The 18074-nt window shown below is 35.9% G+C and carries 15 protein-coding genes; 13 read left to right on the top strand and 2 right to left on the bottom strand.

The annotated features are described in order from the left end of the window. Positions 1-137 precede the first annotated feature (137 nt). On the bottom strand, positions 138-1502 hold the full coding sequence (locus F9279_RS07605; RefSeq protein WP_152112198.1) for an MATE family efflux transporter: 1365 nt from the start codon (positions 1500-1502) through the stop codon (positions 138-140). 384 nt (positions 1503-1886) lie between these two features. On the opposite strand from F9279_RS07605, the gene F9279_RS07600 reads away from it, so the two are divergent. The 12 genes from F9279_RS07600 to F9279_RS07545 all read left to right on the top strand — a co-directional run bounded on the left by F9279_RS07600 (position 1887) and on the right by F9279_RS07545 (position 16376). Then, positions 1887-3086, top strand: a complete 1200-nt coding sequence (locus F9279_RS07600; protein WP_413463199.1) for an MFS transporter — start codon at positions 1887-1889, stop codon at positions 3084-3086. A gap of 489 nt (positions 3087-3575) precedes the next feature. Further along, complete coding sequence (locus tag F9279_RS07595) at positions 3576-4595, top strand: PTS transporter subunit IIC (protein WP_152112196.1); 1020 nt, start codon at positions 3576-3578, stop codon at positions 4593-4595. Positions 4596-5204: 609 nt separating this feature from the next. Further along, the gene (locus F9279_RS07590) at positions 5205-6719 is read left to right on the top strand and encodes a PucR family transcriptional regulator (RefSeq protein ID WP_193224507.1); all 1515 of its coding nucleotides are present in this window, start codon (positions 5205-5207) and stop codon (positions 6717-6719) included. A 141-nt stretch (positions 6720-6860) separates the two neighbouring features. Continuing rightward, positions 6861-7505: an aspartate/glutamate racemase family protein gene (locus tag F9279_RS07585; protein WP_152112194.1), complete on the top strand. Its 645-nt coding sequence runs from the start codon at positions 6861-6863 to the stop codon at positions 7503-7505. Positions 7506-7580: 75 nt separating this feature from the next. Then, positions 7581-9203 carry an OPT/YSL family transporter gene (locus F9279_RS07580; protein WP_152112193.1) on the top strand — a complete coding sequence of 541 codons (1623 nt, stop codon included), beginning with the start codon at positions 7581-7583 and terminating at the stop codon, positions 9201-9203. A gap of 10 nt (positions 9204-9213) precedes the next feature. Beyond that, the gene (locus tag F9279_RS07575; protein ID WP_152112192.1) at positions 9214-10269 is read left to right on the top strand and encodes a DUF917 domain-containing protein; all 1056 of its coding nucleotides are present in this window, start codon (positions 9214-9216) and stop codon (positions 10267-10269) included. A 21-nt stretch (positions 10270-10290) separates the two neighbouring features. Then, positions 10291-11247: a DUF1177 domain-containing protein gene (locus F9279_RS07570; RefSeq protein WP_152112191.1), complete on the top strand. Its 957-nt coding sequence runs from the start codon at positions 10291-10293 to the stop codon at positions 11245-11247. A gap of 57 nt (positions 11248-11304) precedes the next feature. Continuing rightward, positions 11305-11973: an AroM family protein gene (locus tag F9279_RS07565; RefSeq protein ID WP_152112190.1), complete on the top strand. Its 669-nt coding sequence runs from the start codon at positions 11305-11307 to the stop codon at positions 11971-11973. A 15-nt stretch (positions 11974-11988) separates the two neighbouring features. Next, positions 11989-12936, top strand: coding sequence for an aminopeptidase (locus F9279_RS07560; RefSeq protein ID WP_152112189.1), 948 nt, complete (start codon positions 11989-11991; stop codon positions 12934-12936). A gap of 15 nt (positions 12937-12951) precedes the next feature. Next, on the top strand, positions 12952-13812 hold the full coding sequence (locus tag F9279_RS07555) for an NADPH-dependent oxidoreductase (protein WP_152112188.1): 861 nt from the start codon (positions 12952-12954) through the stop codon (positions 13810-13812). A 399-nt stretch (positions 13813-14211) separates the two neighbouring features. Further along, positions 14212-15573: an FAD-dependent oxidoreductase gene (locus F9279_RS07550; RefSeq protein WP_152112187.1), complete on the top strand. Its 1362-nt coding sequence runs from the start codon at positions 14212-14214 to the stop codon at positions 15571-15573. 203 nt (positions 15574-15776) lie between these two features. Next, positions 15777-16376: a DNA-3-methyladenine glycosylase gene (locus F9279_RS07545; RefSeq protein ID WP_152112322.1), complete on the top strand. Its 600-nt coding sequence runs from the start codon at positions 15777-15779 to the stop codon at positions 16374-16376. Between the two features lie 158 nt (positions 16377-16534). On the opposite strand, the gene F9279_RS07540 is transcribed toward F9279_RS07545, so the two are convergent. Then, positions 16535-17206 (bottom strand): oxidoreductase, encoded by a 672-nt coding sequence (locus tag F9279_RS07540; protein ID WP_152112186.1) that lies wholly within the window; start codon positions 17204-17206, stop codon positions 16535-16537. 100 nt (positions 17207-17306) lie between these two features. On the opposite strand from F9279_RS07540, the gene F9279_RS07535 reads away from it, so the two are divergent. Continuing rightward, entirely contained in the window at positions 17307-18074 is a 768-nt protein-coding gene (locus tag F9279_RS07535; RefSeq protein ID WP_152112185.1) for an ABC transporter ATP-binding protein, read from the top strand.

Genomic DNA, 18074 nt, shown 5'->3' with positions numbered 1-18074 from the left:
CTTCCTCATAAATAAAAACCTAGCAGAAGCAGCATGAAGGGAATACTAGAATTATTGCAATTGAAATAGGAAATAGTATAAATAAAGAAGAGGAGAGGCTATATCAACAGCCTTTCCTCTTCTTTCATCAGATTTTATTATGCATGCCCCTTAATGGCATCCTTTACCTTAACCCTTTCCCAAGGTCGAGATTTCCAGCGTCTATAAGCAAATATACCTCTGAACCATTCATCGATTCCTTGAGCAAGCCAAACTCCGAGTAAGCCCAGACCTAAAGTAATTCCAAGAGCATAACTTAAAGTTACTGCTATTCCCCACATGGAAATAATGCCGATTATAACAGGAAATCGAACATCTCCAGAGGATTTTAGGGAACTCATTAAAACAATATTCATAGCCCTTCCTGGTTCTGTAAATACTACTGCCCAAAGAATAGGTAGACCAATTGCAATAATTTCATAGTTCTCTGTAAATAATTCTAAGATTGGTGATCCTATAGCAGCCATGATTAAAGCTGCAACAAGGGATGCAATCATTGCAATCTTAAGTGTTTTAATTCCACGCTTTAAAGCAAGGTTGAACTGTTTGGCACCAATATACCGTGCAACTAGTATTTGTGTTCCTTCTGCAATAGCTAACGTAAAAAGATAGCAAATCATAGATATATTAGTAATATATACCCTTGCTGATAACGAAGCATCTCCTAAAGAAGCCACTATAGCAGTGATGATTAATTGAGAAAATTGATAAGATAAGTTTTCTCCAGCAGAAGGGATACCAATATACAGCATTTCTTTAACATCCTGTTTATCTACTTTAATGAAGTCTTTCACTGTAAAAGTTAAGGCAATCCTTTTATAAATTAAGTAAAGCAGAACAAGGACCGCAAATGTTCTAGCAATAACTATTGTCCATGAAACACCTACAACCCCAGTTACAGGTAAACCAAACATACCAAGAATACTTAGTGCATAACCTACCACACTGATGACATTCATAAGAACACTAACAATCATAGATTCCTTTGTAAAACCGTGACTTCGTAAAATAGCACCTAAGGCAAGAGAGAGAGATTCTAAGAAGAGGGAAGCGCCGCAAATACGAACGAATATTAAACCATATTCTAATACTTCACCGCGAATATCAAATAAACGTAATAAAGGTTCACCGAAGAGAAGAACGAGGATAGCGACTGCAATACCGAACCAGAAGTTCAATCCCACTGCAGAACGAGAAAACCTTCGTGCCTCACTAAAATTATTTGCACCCATTCTTTGACTAATAAGAATCATGGCAGCAATGGATGTAACATTAAATACTAGAATGAAAATACCTAGCAATTGGTTAGCTACTCCTACTCCAGCAGCTGCTCCATCTGAATAGTGACTTAGCATCAGTGTAGCAGTGACTCCCATCCCCATATGTAGGGCTAATTCAATGAACAGTGGCCAAGATATATGAAAGAGTGTTTGATTTTGAATTCTATTATTAGAAACGTTCAAAGCTCTATTTCTCCTTTACTGTAAAAATAACAAACATAAGAAACATTTTATGCTTATTTATTGGAAAGTAAAGGGGTTTAGAGCACATTTATTAAGAATTTTTTTCATGGATTTGCATAGAATGTTTGGTTGCCCATAATTATTGGAAAATTGCTAGGGAATTCTCTCAGTTTGAGAGGGATATTAGTGCTAGTCCTATCTTTTTACGCGTTGTTCTCCTTTACTCAGTAAGTTCTGGATTACCTAACAACTTTAAAACGTTATATTCCATCATTTTAATGTAAATAGGTAATGACAAGTGTCATGACAGGTGGTAAGATAATAGATAGTTTTCATAAGTATTAGTTTGAAGGAAATAATAAAAGAAAAATGTAGGAGGAAATTATGAAAAAAGAAGTATCGCAAAGAAAACTTCTTGGAATTGCAGGACTAGGTTGGATGTTTGATGCAATGGATGTTGGTATGCTATCTTTCATTATTACAGCACTTCAAGTGGATTGGAATCTAAGCGGAAAAGAAATGGGATGGATTGGAAGTATAAACTCTATTGGTATGGCAGTTGGTGCTCTTATTTTTGGAATTATGGCAGATAGAATAGGTAGAAAAAATGTCTTTATGATTACCATATTATTATTCTCCATTGGTAGTGGGTTATCAGCATTTACTTCTTCCTTAGCGATCTTTCTTCTTTTACGTTTCTTTATTGGAATGGGATTAGGAGGAGAATTGCCAGTAGCTTCAACACTTGTTTCAGAAAGTGTTCCTAAGGAAAAACGAGGAAGAGTAGTTGTATTACTTGAAAGCTTTTGGGCTTTTGGATGGCTATTAGCTGCTATTATCTCCTATTTCGTTATCCCTGATTATGGGTGGCAGGCCGCCTTACTAATTAGTGTGATTCCAGCTTTTTATGCTATATACTTACGATGGAATTTACCAGATTCTCCAAAGTACTTAAGTGTAGAAAAGGAAAAAAAGCTATCTATTAAGGAAAGTATGCAAAGGTTATGGTCTAAGAATAACAGAAAACAAACCATAACATTATGGATTCTTTGGTTCTGTGTCGTGTTTTCTTATTATGGAATGTTTTTATGGTTACCAAGTGTAATGGTGGCAGAGGGGCATAGTATGATTAAGAGCTTCGAATATGTTCTTATTATGACATTAGCACAATTACCGGGGTATGGAGTAGCTGCTTATTTAATAGAAAAAGTGGGGAGAAAGTTTGTACTAGTTGTCTTTTTAGTTGGAACAGCAGGAAGTGCACTTATGTTTGGGCTTTCAGACAGTACAGCAATGCTACTTACTTCAGGTATTCTTCTATCATTCTTTAATTTAGGCGCATGGGGAGCTCTTTACGCCTATACACCGGAACAATACACAACAGAGGTTCGTGGAACAGGTGCTGGGATGGCGGCAGCCATTGGAAGAATCGGTGGGGTGTTAGGGCCTTTATTTGTTCCTTATTTAACAGCTCAAAATGTACCTCTTTCAACAATCTTTACGATATTCTGTATAGCAGTTTTAATTGGTGCAGCAGTGGTGTTTTTCTTTGGAAAAGAAACGAAAAATATGGAAATTGTGTGAAGAGTGGGAAACCACTCTTTTTTTTGTTAAATTTTCTTACAAAAACTCCATATTTTAATAGATTTTTTACAATGTCCTTCAAATAGTAAATAATATTCAGAATTATAAACCAATTAATCAAAAGAAGATGAATAAACTTAACAAATTGTTATTTTATGATAACGTTTTATTGTTTTCAGAATTCAAATAGTTATTTACATATTCTGAATATTGGTGATATTATAGCTACACAATAAAGAAACATGAAAAAAGGAGGAGCATATTTATGAAAACGAGAAGAGAATTACTGCCTATAATTAGACTCATATTATGCTCTTAGGATTAAATAATCCCCTTTTAAGTGTTAATCGGGAAATTGTTTAGTCCAGTTTTTGTTCGGTAAAAACAAGGGCACTAAACAATTAATTTGTTTACATCGTGCCTATCCAATAGTTGGACAGGCTTTTTTATTGGAGTAATTATACTTTCATAATAGAGGAGTAGAGAAGGATGAAGAAAAAAGATTTTCTTATTGAACAAATGTATAAAGCATCTACTGGCATGTCGAATGCGGTATTAGTTACCTTAGGAATGGGACTATTATTAGAATCAATCGGAAAAGCATTTGGCTGGGACATTCTAATCCAAATTGGTTCTGTTGCTAAAGTATTACTTGCACCAGCTTTTGGAGCAGGAATTGCTTATCAGCTAGGAGGTAACACATTAGTAATCTTTAGTGCTATGGTTTGTAGTACAATCGGTGGAAATGCTCTTCATGCAACAGATGCAGGTATGGTATTGGTTACAGGACAGCCGATTAGTGCGGTTTTAGCGGCAGTTGTTGCTACTTATGTTGGTATGAAAGTGAATGGAAAGACAATCTTAGATATGGTTGCCATTCCCGCAGCAGCTATTTTAGTAGGTGGACTTGCAGGTCTTGGATTAGCAGCAGTTACTACACCGTTATTAGAGTGGATTAGTGCACAAATTACCTCATCTGTTCAAGGATCTCCATTAATTGCACCAATGGTTATCTCACTTGTTTGGAGTATCTTGTTAATGACGCCAGCTTCATCAGCAGCATTAGCCATCGCCTTGCAGATGGACCCAGTATCAAGTGCAGCCGCTTTAATTGGATGTACTGTTCAGTTTGTAGGATTTACAGCAATGTCCATTCGCCAAAATGATTTAGGTGGCTTCCTTGCTCAATCAATTATCACACCAAAAGTACAGTTCCCTAACTTAGTAAAAAATCCGTTGTTAATTATTCCACCTTTTGTAGCAGCAGTCATCTGCGCTCCAATTGCAACACTAGGATTTGGATTTACAGCAACTTATGAATTGGCTGGTTTAGGCTTAAATTCTCTAATCGCACCAATCAGTATTTTGGCAACACAAGGTGCAAGTGGATTCTTCGTCTATTTAACAATGGGAGTAGTAGTTCCTATTGTGATTACTCTGCCTTTATATTATATGATCTTAAGAATCGGTTGGGCAAAAACTGGCGATCTTGCGATGAAGGTACAATAATTACTGAATAGGATACTAGTTATGAAGCTTCCAAGTTTATTGGAAGCTTTTATTTTAGAAAAGTAGACCCTGGTCTGTACCTCTAGGAACCTAAAAACGCTATAGTGAGTTAGTAAAAAACTTCCCTATGGTGCAAAAAGTAATTTTAACTTTTAAGCTTTCAATAAACAGCAAAATAGACGGAGAATTTCCGGTTAAATCCAAATAGACGATTGGTTTTAGGGGAATAAGGGAATGATTTCCGGTTAAGTACAATGAAATCCGCTTATTTCATCTATTTTAAGAAGATAGTCGGAATTTTTTCGCTTATTGAAGCTATTTTTTTATGTAGAAACGAAATACACGGAAATTCTCTGCTTATTTACCTTACTCTTCACCTATAAAAAAGGGGCAGATGCAGAGTAAACCACTTGTTTTCTCACGGGTGGAAGTTATGTAATAGGTAGTTATTAATATATGGTTGTTCGTTCTTTCTTTAAGTATATATATAACAATATATTTGTTTTGTCATGCTCCCACTGCTATATTGCTAAGAACGTAAAAATATAGCATAAAAAAATAGCAATAATCGCTATGATAATAGCATTCAAAAAAAGTAGGTGTAAAGAGATGAAGCATTCTGGAATTTCAGTAAACGACTTATTAAAACTTCCTGTTCTAAAGGAAGCAAAAGTAATAAGTGGAAAAGAAGGTTTGAATCGAACCATTCAATTTGTCGATATCATGGAGGTTCCCGATATTGATGGTTGGCTTAGAGAAGGAGAATTACTTTTAACCACTGCATACTCAATTAGGCATGACCTATCATTACTTACAAAGCTTGTTCAAAATCTAGAAAAAGCTAATGCTGCAGCACTTGCAATAAAGCCTGAACGTTATTTGCATGAAATGCCAGAAGAAACAATAAAATTTAGCAACAACTATCATTTTCCGATTATACAGCTCCCTAAAGATGTTCCATATATTGATATTACAAACGCAGTAATGGAGCAGATAATTAATAAACAAGCAACCATGCTTAAGAGATCAGAGGGAATTTATAAAAAACTCACTACCTTGGTGCTTGAAAATAGCGGTATACAAACAGTTGCGGACAATGTATCTAGTATGATGGAAGCTCCGATTATTGTATTAGATACGGATGGGAATGAAGTTGTCTGTTCTCCTAGAAATACAGAAATAGAATTATGCACTAATGTGAGAAGCTGGGAAATAACAGTAGATAAAGAAAAAGTAGGGAAGTTTTTGATAGCTAAAGATTATTTAGATGAAATGGATAAAGTTTGTATAGAACAAGCTCGTCTTGTATTTGCTTTAGAATTTATGAGAAGAAAGACAGCGGTAGATACAAAGAATAACCTCAGAGGAGATTTCATGGAAGAACTACTTTCTGGTATTTTTCTTCCACAAGAAGAAGTAGTAAGTAAAGGAAAGCAATTGGGGTTAAATCCAGATGATTTTTGGGGAATAATAGTGATAGAAAGCAAAGAAATAATAGAAGAAGATTCTCCTCTTTTTTTAGTAGCAAACAAGATTCTTGAAAAAATTCAATCTCTAAATAACAGTAAGATAGTTCTTAAAAAACAAGGAAACCGGTTAATTGGTCTATCCTCTGTACCTTCTCAACAATTGGTAGTAAAGGAGTGGATCTTAGAAGCCTTTAGGCCAATAAAGGACAGGTTTCCTGAAACTTTTATCGGTGTTGGAGGAAGAGCCCTCCTATGGGAGATTCATTTGAGTTATTTAGAAGCTAGAAATGCTATCAAGATAGGTTCTAACTTAAATAAGAAGCTAGGTATTTATTTTTATGAAGATGTAGAAATGTTCAAGATTCTGTTAGACAATACAGATTCCATGAGCATAGATGCCATTATCGATAGGAAAATTGGCAAGTTAATTCAGTATGATAAAGAGAATGGTAGTGACTTAGTAAAAACCCTATTTTATTACTTAAGCTCAAATGGAAGTTTAAAAGAAACGGCTAGTCTATTATATATTCATCGTAATTCCGTGAATTATAGGATGGAACGTATTAGAGAAATTGCAGATATTTCTTTGGAGGACTTTCAAGATAAACTTCTATATTACCTATGTATCTTCTTTCACCGATTTAAGGGAATATGAAATAAGGAACCTATTGTGCTAACAGCACAATAGGTTCCTTTATATTTTGTCTGCTCAATACATTGAAGCAAAGCTTTTAAACAGGTAGTATATATAATATTCAGAAAATTAATTCTTTTGGAGAAGAGGAAGGGGTAAAAAATGATTGGAGTAATTCGTGTGTTCACCACTGAAAATCAAGATATTTTGAACGAACATGGAAATATCATTTCTAAGAATTATGGACTTCCAACTGATAATCAGTGTATACCTAATCAACCTCTAGGAATTTATAATGATACAACAGAAGAAGAGGCAGTACCTAAGATAGTGGAGCTAGGGAGACAGATGGAAGAACAAGGAGCAAAAATTCTCCTAATTAGCTGTGCGGCAGATCCGGGAATGCAAGAATTACGTGCAGCAGTTTCTATTCCGGTAATAGGGGCAGGAAGTGCTGCGGCATTAACTGCTCTCTCTATAGGTAAACCCGCAGGTGTTATAGGGATTACAGCAAGTGTACCAAATGTGATAAAGGAAATACTGGGAAGTAAGTTTATAGCTTATACATCTCCTGAAGGTGTAAAGAATACGACAGATCTTTTGAAACCAGAAGGAAAAGATAAAGCTTTACAAGCAATTAAAGCACTCCTAAACCAAGGAGCAGAAGTTATTGTTTTTGCTTGTACAGGCTTCTCTACAATTGGTCTTGCAGAACAAATTCGAGGAGAAGTAGCTGTGCCAATTATCGATGCTGTTGAAGCAGAAGGTCAATTTGCAGCACAACTCTACCGATCGTATAAAGAATAATAGTAGAAAGCACTTATTCTCTTATGAAATTAGATTACTCTATTAATTAAACTAGAAACAGCTGGAGGAACGTATATGAAGTCAGATGAAGTAGCAAAGAAGCATCCTCGTTTATTCGAGCCAGTTTCTCTTATTATCACTATTGTTACAGCGGTTTTTGGAGCAATAATTGGTATGCAAATTATTGTTTCTCTAGGAGTAACTCCAAATACTTCTATTATAGGAGCTCTTATTGCGATGTTGATCGCAAGACTGCCTATTACTATTTTTAAGAGATACAAATCTGTTCACAGACAGAACATGGTTCAAACATCTATATCAGCTGCCACGTTTGGAGCAGCTAATAGCTTATTAATCCCTATTGGAATCCCGTTTTTAATGGGAGAGCCAGATTTAATTATTCCTATGCTAATAGGAGCTGCTTTGGCAATGTTTGCTGATGCTGCCATACTTTATAAAGTATTTGATTCAAAGCTATTTCCCGCTTCTGGCACCTGGGCACCTGGAGCTGCAACAGCGCAAGCAATTGTAGCAGGAGATAAGGGTGGGAAAAGAGCAGGATTACTTGGGGTTGGAGCGGTAATTGGAGTAATTGGTTCTATGCTACATATTCCTATGTCTGCTTTTGGTGTAGCTTTTATAGGTAATATATGGGCATTAACTATGTTTGGTATTGGATTACTTTTCCGTCAATTTTCTGTCCCAGTATTCGGCGTAGATGTTAATGCATTATATATTCCACACGGTTTAATGATTGGAGCTGGTATTGTAGCTTTAATTCAGATCTCTATTTTGATCTTTGGTAAAGACAAAAAAAGGAACAAAGGTAAAAATCAAGAAGTAGCCGCAACAATAGAAAATGCAACAGAAGAATCGTTTACAACACCTATTCATGTTGCAAAAAGAACTTTAGGTATTGGGTTTATTGTTTATATGGCTATCGCCCTTATTATTGCGATCACAGGTGGACTTATTACAGATATGTCCTTTGGGATGTTAATTGGGTTTATTATTTTCGCAGCATTTGCTGCATTTGTGCATGAGTTAATCGTTGGTATTGCTGCTATGCATTCAGGGTGGTTTCCAGCATTCGCTGTGGCATTTATAACACTTCTTATTGGGATGATGATTGGTTTCCCACCTGTAGCGCTTGCATTGCTTGCAGGGTTTAGTGCAGCAACAGGACCAGCATTTGCTGATATGGGATATGACTTTAAGACAGGCCATATCCTGAGAGGAAACGGAACGGAAAAAGAATATGAAATAGATGGTAGAAAGCAACAGTATATGACATCTTTAGTTGCCTTTGTTGTAGCACTTATAACTGTACTTGTTACATATGAAGGATATTTTGCAGATAATCTTGTTCCACCTATTGACGCAGTCTATGTTTCTACTATTCAAGCAGGAACATCAATGGATGTAGCTTATCAATTATTAATTTGGGCTATTCCAGGTGCAATTCTACAGTTAATAGGTGGTCCTAACCGTCAATTAGGAATCATGTTTGCGACAGGATTGTTAATAGCAACTCCATATGCAGGGATTGCTGTTCTTACAGGTATTATCATTCGTCTCATTTGGGTGAAGAAAAAAGGTAAAGAAGCGGAAACACCAATGAGTATTTTAGCAGCAGGTTTCATTGCTGGAGATGCTTTATATAGCTTCTTTAACTCGGTATTTAAACTAGGGAAATGAGGAGAATGATTTGACAATAAAACTAGATGAAAAAATAGTAGAATATGCAGTCTATGGTGGTGCTATCCTAGGCGGCGGAGGAGGAGGTAAGATCGAAGACGGTCTTCAAATTGGCCGTCTTGCCTTGGAGGTAGGGCAACCAGTATTAAAAGAAGCTAATGAAATGAAAGAGGATGGCTTACTTGTGACTGTTTCATTAGTAGGTGCACCAGCAGCCAAAGAGCAATATGTTAAACCTGTTCACTATATTAGGGCAATGGAACTTTTAGAGAAAGAACTTCCTTCTCCGCTACAAGGGATTATGACAAATGAAAACGGAGCGGGAACTACGGTTAATGGTTGGTTTCAATCTGCTATCACTGGATTACCAGTTGTGGATATTCCGTGTAATGGAAGAGCACATCCGACAGGAACAATGGGTTCTCTTAACTTATCTGAGATACCTAACTATGTATCTCGCCAAGTAGCAGTAGGTGGGAAAGGCGAGAAGTATGTAGAAATGCTTATATCAGGATCTTTAGACAAAGCAGCGCAATTGGTACGTTATGTATCAGTTGAAGCTGGTGGTCTAGTGGCAGTTGCTAGAAACCCAGTAACGGTAGGCTATGCAAAGCAACATGGAGCACCTGGTGCCATTAAACAAGCGATACAATTAGGAGAAGCACTTCTTTCTCATAAAGGAGAAGCTGCTATAGACGCAGTTATTTCTTTCCTAGGTGGAGCAGTGGTTGCAGAAGGCTATGTAACCGATTTTAAACTTGATACTATGGGTGGATTTGATGTTGGAAAAGTTACCATTAATGAGAGCTATCATATGACCTTCTGGAACGAGTATATGACCATGGAAAAAGAGGGAGAAAGAATCGGTACTTTTCCAGATTTACTAATGACATTTGATGCAAAAACAGCAAGACCAATTGTAACGGCAGAAATGGAGAAAGGGCAAAAAGTTATCGTTATTAACGTACCGAAGGAAAATCTTCACTTAAGTAGTACGATGAGAAACGAAAAACTTTTAGTTCCAGTAGAGAAAATAATAAATAAAGAGATTATTTCGTATCTTTAATAAAAGGAGAGAATAGTAGAGATGGTATTAAAACAAACGTTAGTTGCAATAGATGCTTTAGATAATGCCTATGTAACAGGGAAGGCTGTTGCAGATTTATTCAAAGAATACCCTAATGTAGAAGCTACGGTAGAAACGGTAGAAGGAGAAAAAGGCAGCACAGATTTTATTAAAATTGTTATACCTGGCTCACAAGGAAAGTTAGGTGGAGGAGATGTTCCTACACTTGGTGTCATTGGTAGGCTAGGTGGAATCGGCGCTCGACCGAGTAGAATTGGATTAGTGTCTGATGCAGATGGAGCAGTAGCAGCCGTTGCAACAGCTTTGAAGTTAGCAGACATGCAAGTAAAAGGAGATACTTTGTTAGGAGACGTTATTGTGTCTACACATATTTGCCCAGATGCTCCGACAAGACCACATGAACCAGTTGATTTTATGGATTCACCAGTTGATATTTTAACAATGAATAAACACGAGGTAATTGTTGAAATGGATTGTATTATTTCTATTGATACAACAAAAGGAAATAGAGTCATTAATCATAAAGGAATTGCCATTTCTCCTACTGTAAAAGAAGGGTACATACTTCGTGTTAGTGAGGATTTACTTAGAATAAAAGAAATGACTACAGGGAAATTCCCTGTAACATTTCCAATCACTTCACAAGATATTACTCCATATGGAAATGATCTTTATCATATTAATTCTATTTTACAACCTTCTGTTGCTACAGATGCACCTGTTGTTGGCTTAGCAATCACCGCTCAATCTATTGTTCCTGGATGTGGCACAGGCGCTAGTCATGAAACAGATATTGCAGATGCTGTACGCTTCTCTATAGAAGTGGCAAAAGAAGTAGGAAGTGATACTTGTCAATTTTATGATAAAGACGAATTTACAAGAATAACTGATTTATACGGATCAATGAAAATGTTACAAACAATGGGGAAATCAACTTCGCCGCTAGTAAAGGAATAGTACTCTAGAGGAAGCCTAGCTTCCTCTTTTAAATATAACAAGAAGGAGAATCATTGTATGAAGAAGCTAGGTACTATTACAATTGGTCAAGCTCCACGAACAGATATTACTCCTATTCTAGAAGCAAATTTAAGCAATACAGAGATAGTACAAATAGGCGTATTAGATGGACTATCAAAAGAATATATAGAGACAAAATTATACCCAATGGAAAATGACTATGTATTAACATCCCGTTTAGTAACAGGCGAATCTGTTATTATGTCTCGAGAAAAAATAAAACCAATTTTACAAGAGAAAATTCATCATTTAGAAGATATGGGAATAACCCAAATACTTCTGCTTTGCACAGGCGTATTTCCAGGATTAACAACTAGAAAATCTCATTTAATTGAACCAGATCACATCATCCCACCAACTATTGCCGCACTAATTGGTAAGAGAAAACTAGGGGTCATTGTTCCTCTTGAAAACCAAGTGAAGACATCTTATAAAAAGTATTCTCCTTTTGGCTTAGACCCAGTCTTCCAAGTTGCCTCACCATACGAGATGAACCCTACTAATTTTGAAAAAGCTACACAAAATCTAAAAAAAGAAGTAGATGTAATATTGTTGGATTGTATGGGCTATACAGAAGAAATGCGAGGGATAGTAGAGAAAGAATCTGATATACCAGTCGTGTTATCAAATGCAATTATGACGAAATTAGTATCAGAAATTATTTAGGAAGGACAAATAGACATGGACAAAATGGTTGAAATTAGCAGAAATGTACTCGAAAAGTGTTTAGGAATAAAAGAAGGAGAACTCTTTCTCATAGTTGTAGATGAAGTGAAAAAAGAAATTGGAGAAGCTTTGTTTAAAGCAGGAAAGGCACTACATGCAGAAACCATGCTAATGTTGATGCAAGAAAGACAGAAGTCTGGCCAAGAACCTCCAGTTGCAGTTGCACAAGCAATGAAAACGGCAGATGTTGTAGTTTGTGTAACGGAGCATTCTCTTACACATACACAAGCAAGGAAGGAAGCTGTGGCAACAGGAACAAGGCTTGCGACAATGCCGGGAATAACGAAGGATATGTTTCTTGAAGGAGCTATTTCAGCAGATTATGAGCAAGTAAAAATGCTAACAGAGCAATTAACAGAACTCCTTACTAATGGAAAACAAGTGCAAATTGAAAAAGATGGATATACACTATGTTTTGATATTTCTCAAAGAAAAGGAATACCTAGTACAGGTATGTACTTGAACCCAGGAGAATCAGGGAATCTTCCATCTGGAGAAGCATATATCGCGCCTCTCGAAGGCACAGCAAGTGGCAATATTGTAATAGACGGTTCAGTTGCAGGTATAGGTAAACTTACATCTCCACTTATTCTTACGTTAGAAGAAGGACGCCTCGACAAGGCAACTGGGCAAGAAGCTGATATTTTATTAAGTATGTTAGGAGAGGAGGAAGGTAGATTATTAGGAGAGTTTGGCATAGGTACAAATGATAAGGCAAGAATTACTGGGGTTGTTTTAGAGGATGAAAAGGTATATGGAACGATTCATGTAGCATTTGGTAGCAATAATACGTTTGGTGGAACTATATCTGCTGGTGTACATATTGATGGAGTTGTTACAAGGCCAACTGTTTATATTGATAATCAATTAATTATGGATAAAGGAATTCTAGTGAAATATTAAGAGGTGAGTTAGTGGATGCAGAATTTTACAAAAGGAACAAGGATAGAGCAGGAAGCATTTTCTGAGGTAGATCATCTACTAAACGAAACAATTAGAGTACTTACTGCTCATGAATCCATTAGGTCATTTGATTCTAAGCTAATTTCAGATGAGATGCTAAAAATGATTACCATTTCGGCAAGAAGTGCTCCTACATCTTCTAATTTACAGGCATATAGTATCATTGTGGTTAAAGAGGAAAGTAAAAAAGCAAGATTAGCTGTATTATCAGGCAATCAATCCTTTGTCGAACAAGCACCAGTATTTCTTATTTTTTGTGCTGATATTTATCGTCTAAAATACGTTACAGAATCACAGAACCACGCATTCTTAGCTAATACACTAGAAATGTTTCTCCTTTCTTCCATGGATGCTACTTTAGGTTTACAAAATGCAGTCATTGCAGCTGAATCTTTAGGTTTAGGCTGTGTACCAGTAGGGTCAATTCGCAATGACCCTGAGGCAGTTGCTATAGAACTCGGCTTACCAGAAGGTGTTTTTGCTATTTCAGGATTATCAATAGGATATGAAAAAGTCGGCGGACGACGAGGAGTAAAGCCGAGGTTACCTGAAAAAATTACGATACATCAGGAAATATATGATGTGAAAGATCTTGATTTACATTTAGAGGAATATGATCAGACAATGATAGCTCGCAAGACATATGATGGTAGAAGAGTATCTATAGCAGGGGAGCCTGAAAATCATGGCATAGATTATGGATGGAGAGAGCATACTGCAAGAAGATGTACAAAGCCCGAAACCATTGCTGCCTCTTCTAGCTTAAGAACTAATTTAAAAGATGCACTAGTAAAAAGAGGGTTTACGATTAAATAGGCACTATAGACTGTTACGAAATTCATTATGCTCATAAGGGAAAAAGTATTGCCCTGTAGAAAGTAATGATAAGCCTAGGAATAAAGAATACTAGCTTAATGGTTTAACTAAAAACCTGTAGTACTTTTCAGCAGCAGATGGCTGACATTATAGAAGTCCTTTAAAATAAGGGCTTTTTATATTGTCTTATTAATAGTGCATACTCTATAAATAATAGGGAAAAATATATTTATACTATTCATTGTGAATTTAATCACAAAAACAGTTGCATTTTCTTTTTTCCCATGTATAATAAAAGTATGAACAACATGTGAACTACATCACAATATATGTGATTTTTTTTTTTACTAACATAAGTGAAGTAATTCACAAATTCTATTACAAAGGAGCTTTTAAATCATGAAAGTAGTTGTAATCGGATGTACACACGCAGGGACAGCTGCAGTTAAGACATTAGCGAAATTAAATAATAATATAGAGATAGCAGTTTATGAAAAAAATAATAATGTTTCTTTTTTATCATGTGGAATTGCCTTATATGTTGGTGGCGTAGCAAAAGATGCTAGTCAATTATTCTATTCTTCTCCTGAGGAATTGAAACAGCTAGGTGCAGCTATGCATATGGAGCATGAGGTATTAGAGGTAGATACAGAAAGAAAACAAGTGAAAGTTAGAGATTTAAATACAGGAGAAGAAAAAGTTGATCAATACGATAAGTTAGTGATGACAACAGGTTCATGGCCGATTATTCCTCCAATTGACGGAATAAAGTTGGATAACATCCTACTTTCCAAAAACTATAATCAAGCAAATGAAATTATTGCAAAATCTAAAGATGTGAAAAATGTAACAGTTATCGGCGCAGGTTATATTGGAGTTGAACTTGTAGAAGCATTTGAACTAAATGGTAAAAACGTAACACTTATTGACAGTGAAGATAGAATTCTAAATAAATATTTAGATAAAGAATTTACAGACGTTGTAGAAGCAGCATTTTCAGAGCGTAATATTCATTTAGCACTACAACAAACAGTAACTAAATTTGAAGGTAATGCTGACGGCAAGGTAACAAAGGTTATTACAACAAAAGGCGAATACGAAACAGATCTTGTTATCTTATGTGTTGGTTTTAGACCAAATACAAGCTTATTAAAAGGAAAAGTAGATTTACTCCCAAATGGTGCAATAACAATAAATGAGTATATGCAATCAAGTAATCCAGACATTTATGCAGCAGGTGATAGCTGTGCGGTTAACTATAATCCTACTGGAGATAAACTGTACATCCCTCTTGCTACAAATGCAGTAAGAATGGGAACATTAGTTGGTTATAATATTGCAGGGCAATCTCTAAAGTATATGGGAACACAAGGAACTTCAGGCTTGCATATATTTGGTTTGAACATGGCTTCTACAGGATTAACAGAAATTACAGCAAAAGCTAGTAATATCCCTTATAAAGTAGTAGAGGTTATTGATAATGACCGCCCAGAATTTATGCCGACATTCAATGAAGTTCGCCTAAAAGTTCTTTACCACCAAGAAACAAAGCAAATATTAGGGGCTCAATTAATATCAAAAGCAGATTTAACACAAATGGTTAATACATTATCTGTATGTATCCAAACAAAAATGACGATTGAAGAATTAGGATTCGTTGACTTCTTCTTCCAACCACATTTTAACAAACCATGGAATACCCTAAATCAGGCTGGTCTAGCTTCCTTGGAGAAAAAGAAAGAAGCTGTTTTAGCAAAATAAAAGATATATCTGTCTCCGATTTAGGAGATTGATTAACATCGCCAATAGCTATAATGCCGATTCACTGGGAATCGGCATTATTTTATGTAGGAGTTAGAATCGAGAATAAATAAATGGAAATCGCAAATAACATGGTTGTTTTTGCGAATACTTCATTCTTTAGGGGTAGTATATAATATAAAGAAATGAGGTGATCTTTCTTGATTGATTTTGTGAATCAGTCTACGGAGGCTATAGCAAAGCTTTTGCTAGGGAAGGTGTTAGTTCATCAAACATCTACTTACACGTATAGTGGATATATTGTAGAAACAGAGGCATATCTTGGAGTGGAGGATTTGGCGTGTCACAGCTATGGTGGCAAACGAACACCCCGATTACAGTCGCTATATATGCAAGGTGGAACCATATATATTTACTCCATGCATAACCACAACATGCTGAACATCGTAACAAAAGAGGAAGGAGATCCTCAAGCAGTCCTAATTAGGGCGATAGAACCAATTACAGGTATAGAGAAAATGGAGGAAAATAGAAAGGTAAATGGCATATCAGTCAGTAATGGACCAGGTAAATTAACGAAAGCGATGAATATTACAAAAGCTATCAATGGCGAAAGAGTAAATGAAGGCATAATCAATATTCATGATGGAAAAGTGCCAGTACATATAGAAGCTTCTCCAAGAATCGGCATTCCTAATAAGGGAGAATGGACGTCTAAAGCTCTTCGTTATTATGTAAAAGGCCATCCATATGTATCTGGAATTAGGAAGAGAGAGATATTGTTAGATTCATATTGGTTGTAGTATGTTAAAAAAGATGGATGTATCTTCAATTAGCTGTTTTGTAATTTTGTTGTACTTAAGTGCTATTCAAGAAACCTATCTTCTAAAAAAAACTTTAGAAGCATTAATAATGACTATAAAATAAAACAATATGTACCAAAACAGCTTTTCAAGGATGCTTAATAAGACTTCTTTGCCAACTTCTCCAACTCATCAGTAGTATGTACATGAACACCTTTATAATTACTCTGTGCTAAATGATACATAGCTTGTGCAACATTTCTTGCCTGAATCGCACGATATTTCTTCAAAGAACCTTGCATGAAAAAGTGAAGAACAGGTAAAAGATAGGAACTAAGCTTTTCCCCTAAACGAAACTCATCTCGACTACCCAACAATAAAGAAGGACGCAATATATGTATAGAACGAAAGGGAATGGTTGCAAGCTTCTCTTCTAAAATTCCTTTTATGCGGCTATAGAAAATGGATGAATTACGATTTGCTCCCATTGCTGTTATGACAAGAAACTGTTTCACTCCCATCTCAAGTCCTAATTTCACACACTCTAAAGGATACTCTACATCTATTTTTATCATCCTTTCCTGACTGCCAGCTTTTTTGATTGTGGTGCCTAGACAGCAGTATAAATCATCTACCTGAAAGTAATCCTTATAGTCAGAAAGCCTCTCAAAATCATCAACCACAAGTTGCTTTAGTTTGTTGCTTCCTATAGGTAACTCTCTTCGTACAAGGACCCTCACTTCCTCATATGTGTTTTCTTCTAATAATAAATGCACTAATTCTTTCCCAACAAGACCAGTTGCCCCAATAATTAATGCTTTTTTTTCCATAATTATTCCCCTTTGCCTATTTTTACATATAGTATAGCAAAAGCCTTTTGAAATGGATGTATTTATATATTTCAAAAGAAAGGAAGAATGGAGGGCAGCAATGTATAAGCTAGAAGTGAAAAATAGTAGCAAAGTGTTTCGGAAGAATGGCAAGGAATTTTATGCGTTAAAGGATACGAATTTACAAGTAACAGAAGGAAAGTTTATTAGTATTATCGGACCAAGTGGCTGTGGGAAGTCTACATTATTCAATATCATTGCTGGATTAATTAAACCGTCTATAGGAGAAGTATTATTAGACGGAAAAAATATTATTGGAAGTAGTGGAAATGTCGGTTATATGTTGCAGAAAGATTTGCTTTTGCCTTGGAGAAACATTGTGAACAATGTCATATTAGGCCTAGAAATTAAGGGAGTATCAAAAGCAGAAGCAACAAAAAGAGCCTTACCGTTACTAGAAAAATACGGCCTCGGTGGCTTTGAGAATCATTATCCAGATGAATTGTCTGGAGGAATGAGACAAAGAGCGGCCTTACTGAGAACTTTATTATACGAGCAGGATATTATTCTATTGGATGAACCATTTGGTGCGTTAGATGCTCAAACAAGGTTGCTTATGCAAGAATGGCTATTGGACATTTGGGGTGATTTTAAGAAGACCATTTTGTTCATTACTCACGATATCGATGAAGCTATATTCCTATCTGATGAGATTTACATTTTAACGCCTCGACCTGGTACGGTAAAGGAAAAAGTAGAAATCACTCTACCTAGACCAAGAAATGAACAAACATTATTAAATGCTGACTTTATTAAAGTAAAAGAACATATTTTGCATGCATTAAAAACAACAGATCAGGAAGGATGA

This window comes from Bacillus sp. B1-b2 (assembly GCF_009183415.1).
GTDB lineage: Bacteria > Bacillota > Bacilli > Bacillales > Cytobacillaceae > Niallia.
This window is presented reverse-complemented; position numbering and strand designations above follow the sequence as displayed.

Excerpts from the sequence above, each read along its gene's own strand:
- F9279_RS07600 (WP_413463199.1), top strand. The coding sequence starts at position 1,887 with ATGAAAAAAGAAGTATCGCAAAGAAAACTTCTTGGAATTGCAGGACTA.
- F9279_RS07595 (WP_152112196.1), top strand. The coding sequence starts at position 3,576 with ATGAAGAAAAAAGATTTTCTTATTGAACAAATGTATAAAGCATCTACT.
- F9279_RS07590 (WP_193224507.1), top strand. The coding sequence starts at position 5,205 with ATGAAGCATTCTGGAATTTCAGTAAACGACTTATTAAAACTTCCTGTT.
- F9279_RS07585 (WP_152112194.1), top strand. The coding sequence starts at position 6,861 with ATGATTGGAGTAATTCGTGTGTTCACCACTGAAAATCAAGATATTTTG.
- F9279_RS07580 (WP_152112193.1), top strand. The coding sequence starts at position 7,581 with ATGAAGTCAGATGAAGTAGCAAAGAAGCATCCTCGTTTATTCGAGCCA.
- F9279_RS07570 (WP_152112191.1), top strand. The coding sequence starts at position 10,291 with ATGGTATTAAAACAAACGTTAGTTGCAATAGATGCTTTAGATAATGCC.
- F9279_RS07565 (WP_152112190.1), top strand. The coding sequence starts at position 11,305 with ATGAAGAAGCTAGGTACTATTACAATTGGTCAAGCTCCACGAACAGAT.
- F9279_RS07560 (WP_152112189.1), top strand. The coding sequence starts at position 11,989 with ATGGACAAAATGGTTGAAATTAGCAGAAATGTACTCGAAAAGTGTTTA.
- F9279_RS07555 (WP_152112188.1), top strand. The coding sequence starts at position 12,952 with ATGCAGAATTTTACAAAAGGAACAAGGATAGAGCAGGAAGCATTTTCT.
- F9279_RS07550 (WP_152112187.1), top strand. The coding sequence starts at position 14,212 with ATGAAAGTAGTTGTAATCGGATGTACACACGCAGGGACAGCTGCAGTT.
- F9279_RS07540 (WP_152112186.1), bottom strand. The coding sequence starts at position 17,206 with ATGGAAAAAAAAGCATTAATTATTGGGGCAACTGGTCTTGTTGGGAAA.
- F9279_RS07535 (WP_152112185.1), top strand. The coding sequence starts at position 17,307 with ATGTATAAGCTAGAAGTGAAAAATAGTAGCAAAGTGTTTCGGAAGAAT.